The organism is Vibrio olivae (assembly GCF_042428525.1).
Classification (GTDB): domain Bacteria; phylum Pseudomonadota; class Gammaproteobacteria; order Enterobacterales; family Vibrionaceae; genus Vibrio; species Vibrio olivae.
In genome coordinates this window covers 1-528 of sequence record NZ_JBHMEP010000129.1, presented here as the reverse complement: position 1 = coordinate 528, position 528 = coordinate 1, and the positions used below count along the sequence as shown (strand labels likewise).

The 528-nt window shown below is 58.5% G+C and carries 1 protein-coding gene; it reads right to left on the bottom strand.

Going from position 1 to position 528, the window contains the following annotated elements:
- Nucleotides 1-528: alpha/beta hydrolase (locus tag ACFFUV_RS23875; RefSeq protein WP_390198509.1), on the bottom strand; the 528-nt coding region annotated here is incomplete at both ends.

The window sequence follows — 528 nt, the reverse complement described above, 5'->3', positions numbered from 1 at the left end:
GAATTCCCTTTCAATGGGGTGGGAATTTTCGTTGAGTTCATGCACTGTTCCGCTGGTGTATTTGGCTGCCCCGCCAGTGAATTCCACATAACGCTGTTCCGCCGCTTCCGCGAGAATCTTCTTCCTTTGTTCAAGAGTCTGCGATTTCCGGAGCCCGTTGCGGTTGGCCACACCCATGTCATACATGCTGACGGTGGCGACGGCTTTCAGCCGCGGGTCGATTTTGGCGGCGCTGATGGCAAAGCTTCCGCTGCCGCAAATCCCGATGGCCCCGATGCGGCCGCGGTCGACAAACGGGCGCGTGCCCAAAAAGTCCACGGCCGCGCTGAAAGCTTCGGCATACATGTCCGGAGATACGGCGTTGCGGGGTTCTCCCGCACTTTCACCCCAGAAGGGGAGATCAATGGCCAGCGTCACGAATCCCCGTTCAGCCATTTTCACGGCGTACAGGTTCGCACTTTGTTCCTTGACGGCGCCCATGGGATGCCCCACGACGATGGCTGGGTATTTCGCATCCTTGTCCATGTC